Origin of the sequence: Streptomyces spongiae (genome assembly GCF_009377185.1) — a bacterium.
Taxonomy (GTDB): domain Bacteria; phylum Actinomycetota; class Actinomycetes; order Streptomycetales; family Streptomycetaceae; genus Streptomyces; species Streptomyces spongiae.
Map to the genome: position 1 here is coordinate 1 of NZ_VJZC01000790.1, position 3,733 is coordinate 3,733.

3 protein-coding genes are annotated in these 3,733 nt (G+C 66.0%); all 3 read right to left on the bottom strand.

Annotated elements, in window-relative coordinates; genetic code table 11:
- Nucleotides 1-87: 87 nt before the first annotated feature.
- The 3 genes from FNH08_RS46785 to FNH08_RS46795 are packed head-to-tail and all read right to left on the bottom strand — an operon-like array spanning nucleotide 88 to nucleotide 3,261.
- The gene (locus FNH08_RS46785) at nucleotides 88-1,026 is read right to left on the bottom strand and encodes a carbohydrate ABC transporter permease (protein ID WP_152777899.1); all 939 of its coding nucleotides are present in this window, start codon (nucleotides 1,024-1,026) and stop codon (nucleotides 88-90) included.
- Nucleotides 1,026-1,910, bottom strand: coding sequence for a carbohydrate ABC transporter permease (locus FNH08_RS46790; RefSeq protein ID WP_152777901.1), 885 nt, complete (start codon nucleotides 1,908-1,910; stop codon nucleotides 1,026-1,028). The genes FNH08_RS46785 and FNH08_RS46790 overlap by 1 nt, the downstream gene beginning before the upstream one ends.
- A gap of 13 nt (nucleotides 1,911-1,923) precedes the next feature.
- Nucleotides 1,924-3,261: an ABC transporter substrate-binding protein gene (locus FNH08_RS46795; RefSeq protein WP_152777903.1), complete on the bottom strand. Its 1,338-nt coding sequence runs from the start codon at nucleotides 3,259-3,261 to the stop codon at nucleotides 1,924-1,926.
- Nucleotides 3,262-3,733: the final 472 nt, after the last annotated feature.

The following is a 3,733-nucleotide window of genomic DNA, read 5'->3' on the forward strand; positions in this document are numbered from 1 at the left end:
CCGGGAGGGTTGGGCACCCCGGGGGCCGCAGGGAGTCTGGGTCACCTGCGGCCCCCGGGAGTCAGGTGCGGGTCTCGGCAGGGGGCGTCACTTGAGGGCTCCCAGCGTCACCCCGGTCCGCCAGTAGCGGCGCATCGCGACCATCATGATCGCCATGGGCACGATGGACAGCAGCGCGCCCGTCAGGACGAGGCTGGTCACGTCGACGCCCGACTCCAGGCGCTTGCCGGACCAGTTGTACAGACCCAGGTTCAGCGTCCAGTTCTCCTCGCCCCGCAGCACGGTCAGCGGGAGGAAGAACGCGTTCCAGGTGTTGACGAAGGCGAGCAGGAACACCGTCGCTCCGCCTGTCGTCATCATCCGCAGCACGATGCTGAAGAAGATCCGCAGCTCCCCGGCGCCGTCGATCCGGGCCGCCTCCAGCAGCTCGAACGGGATCGTCGCCTCCGTGTAGACCTTGGCCAGGTACACGCTGAACGGGTTGATCAGGCAGGGGATCAGCATCGCCCAGGGGGTGTCGACCAGGCCGATCGCCGAGAACAGCAGGTACAGGGGCAGGGTGAGCAGCGCGATGGGGATCAGGAAGGAGCCCACCACGGCCGCGAACACCGCGCCCCGCCCGGGGAAGTCGAAGCGGGCCAGCCCGTAGCCCGTGGCGAGGGCGATGAGGGTGCCGCCGAGGGAGCCGACCCCCGCGTACAGGAACGAGTTGGCGGTCCAGCGCAGGAAGATGCCGTCCTCGTACGTGAACACCTGGTGCAGGTTGTCCCACAGGTGGAAGTCGGAGAACCACAGCCCGTTGCTCTGGTACAGCCCCACCCGGTCCTTGGTCGCGGCGACCAACAGCCAGTACACGGGGAACAGGCTGTACGCGCTGGCCAGGACCAGACCGACGAGGAGGAAACGCTGGCCGCCCCGGGAGCGTCCGGCGGGGTCCGGGCGGGTGAGGCGGCGTACGGCGCGCCCGCGGGGAGGCACGGCGGCTGTTTCCGTGCCGTTTTCCTTGCGGTTTTCCGTCAGCGCCATCAGTCCGCCTCCCTCGAGGTCAGCCGGTAGAAGAGGAAGGACGCGACGCCGAGGATCAGGGCGAGCAGTACGGACAGGGCCGCGGCGTAGTGGTAGTTGCCGGCGTTGAACGCCTGGTTGTAGATGATCATGATCGGGGTGAAGCTGTCGCTGACCGTCTGCGGGGTCACGTTCCTAAACAGCGCGGGCTCGTTGAAGAGCTGCAGCATCTGGATGATCGACAGCAGCGCGGTCAGGACGAGCGCCCCGCGCACGAACGGGACCTTGATGCTCAGCGCGATCCGCAGCTCCGAGGCGCCGTCGAGACGCGCTGCCTCGAACAACTCACGGGGAACACCCTGGAGCGCGGAGTAGATGATCACCATGTTGTAGCCGATGCCGTGCCAGGTCAGCAGGTTGCCGATGGCCGGCCACACCATCGACGGCGCGAAGAAGTTCCAGTGGAACCCGAACAGATCCCCCAGCGGGGTCAGCGGGCCCACCTCGGGGCTGTACAGGTTGACCCACACGATGGCCGCGACCACGCCGGGGATCATGTACGGCATCAGCAGCAGGATCCGGAACCGGCCGGCCGCCTTCGAGGCGAGCGCGTCCAGGAAGAGCGCCAGCACCAGGCTGACGAGCAGCATGAACGGGATCTGGACGCAGGCGAACAGCACCACCCTCAGGATCGAGGTCATGAACGCCGAGTCGGTCAGGCCGTGGCCGTAGTTCTCCAGCCCGACGAACTCCCTGGTCGCGCCACCGAGACCGAGTCCGGACTGCTTCTGCAGGAACAGTGACTGGTAGAACGCGTAGCCGATCGGAAGCAGATAGAGGAAGACGAAGCCGAGCTGGAAGGGCACCGTGAAGGCGGCACCCTTCCAGCGCTGCGAGCGAATCATGGAGGAGTGCCCTTTAGCCCTTGACGTTGATACCGCGGGACTTCAGGTCCTTTACCGTCCACGCCTGCATGTGCGCGAGCAGGTCGGTGACCTTCTGCTTCTTGCTGACGACCGCCGCCCACTCGTCCTGCATCTCCGTGAACATCGCCGTCCAGTTCGGCCCGAAGGTCCAGTCGGTGGTGATGGTGCCCAGGCTGTCCGTGACGGTCTTCTTGGCCGGCTCGTAGTTCTTGCCGAGCAGCTTCTCGGAGATCGCCTCGGAGACGTACGTGTCGCTGTCGGCCAGCGCCGGCATCACACCGCTGCCGGTCTCCGGGCTCGCCATGGTCTTGACCGCGCCGCTGTCGGTGGACATCCACAGGGCCGCCTGGGCGGCCTGCTCCTTGTTCTTGCACTGCTCGGACACCAGGGTGAGGTTGCCGCTCTGGTTGGTGGCGGCCGGGGTCTTGGCGGCCTCGCCCTTGAACGTCGGCCATGGCGACAGCGCCCAGTCCCCGAAGGACTTGGTGAAGTTCTGCACCATGCCAGACATCTGCCAGGTGGAGATCTGCCGGGTCGCGGTGCCGCCGTTGTCGTAGTTGCGCTGCACCGCCGCGTAGTCGGCGAACGAGAGCTTGGAGTTGAGGTCGTTGTCGACGATCTCCTGGATCACCTTCGCGGCCTTGAGGGTGCCCTCGTCCTGGAAGTTCACCTTCCAGGAGTCGCCGTCGATGCTGTACCAGTGGGCCCCGGCCTGCATGGCGAGCACCTCCAGGGTGCTAGGGTCCTCGCCGGCGTAGTTGGTGATCTTGATGTTGTGCTTCTTCAGGACCTTGCCCGCGGCGATGAAGTCGTCCCAGGTGGCGGGTGCCTTCAGGCCGTACTTCTTGAAGATGTCGGTGCGGTAGATCGTGAAGGCGGGCGCCGAGGCGGTGGGGACGCCGTAGACCTTGCCCTGGACCTGGCCGGTGGCCCACGAACCGGGGTTGAACTTGTCCTTGTCGGCCTCGACGTACTTGGTGATGTCGGCGAGCGCGCCCTGGGAGACCCAGCTCGTCACGTACTCGCCGGTGTTCTGCAGCAGACAGGGCGCGTTGCCCGCCTTGACGGCGTTGGTGAGCTGCTTCTGCATGGTCAGCTGGTCGGTGACCTTGGTGTACTTGAGCTGGACGTCCTTGTGGGAGGCGTTGAACGCCTTCACCACGGCCTCCTGGCCGTTGGCCCAGCCCCAGAAGTCGAGGGTGACCGGACCCGAGGAGTTGGACTTGGAGTCTCCGGAGTCGGATCCGCCACAGGCGGAGAGCAGACCCGTCAGCGCGAGGCTCGCGACAGCGGCGCGAGCGAACTTTCTCCGAGGGCTGGTGAAGTTCATCTGACCGTGATCCTTAGGAAATCAGGCGTCTCAGAACGAGGACGGCGGCTCTGTGGTGCTGGCCAGGAACAGCGGCCGCAATCCGTGGGCTCGCGTTGCGGGGGACCGGCCAAGCAGAAGCTGTAGTAAGCGGTTCCTGGGAAGGTAGGCCGACGTGCCTGCCCATAGCAAGAGGCGTGCGGCAATTTGTTACGCCGGCTTGTCCATCGGGTGACGTCGGGGTGGGTGCCTGCCGACGCGCGTGCGAGCAGAATTTACGCAGGTAGAGGCTGCATTGGTGAACCGACCCCAGGCGCCTGCGAGGTGCCTCGACTGCTCCTGGGGGAGCGCGGAAAAACCTTGAGAAACCGTTTACGGAAACGATCTAGCGGGCTGTTTCTCCGTCGCGCCGTGCGGGTGGCGCGACGGAGTTCCGTACGACGACATGGGTGCCCAGCACCAGGTGCTCGCCGTCCGCGCTCTTGCGTCGGCC

Coding starts and splice junctions, on each gene's coding strand:
- FNH08_RS46790 (WP_152777901.1), bottom strand. CDS start 1,910: ATGATTCGCTCGCAGCGCTGGAAGGGTGCCGCCTTCACGGTGCCCTTC.
- FNH08_RS46785 (WP_152777899.1), bottom strand. CDS start 1,026: ATGGCGCTGACGGAAAACCGCAAGGAAAACGGCACGGAAACAGCCGCC.
- FNH08_RS46795 (WP_152777903.1), bottom strand. CDS start 3,261: ATGAACTTCACCAGCCCTCGGAGAAAGTTCGCTCGCGCCGCTGTCGCG.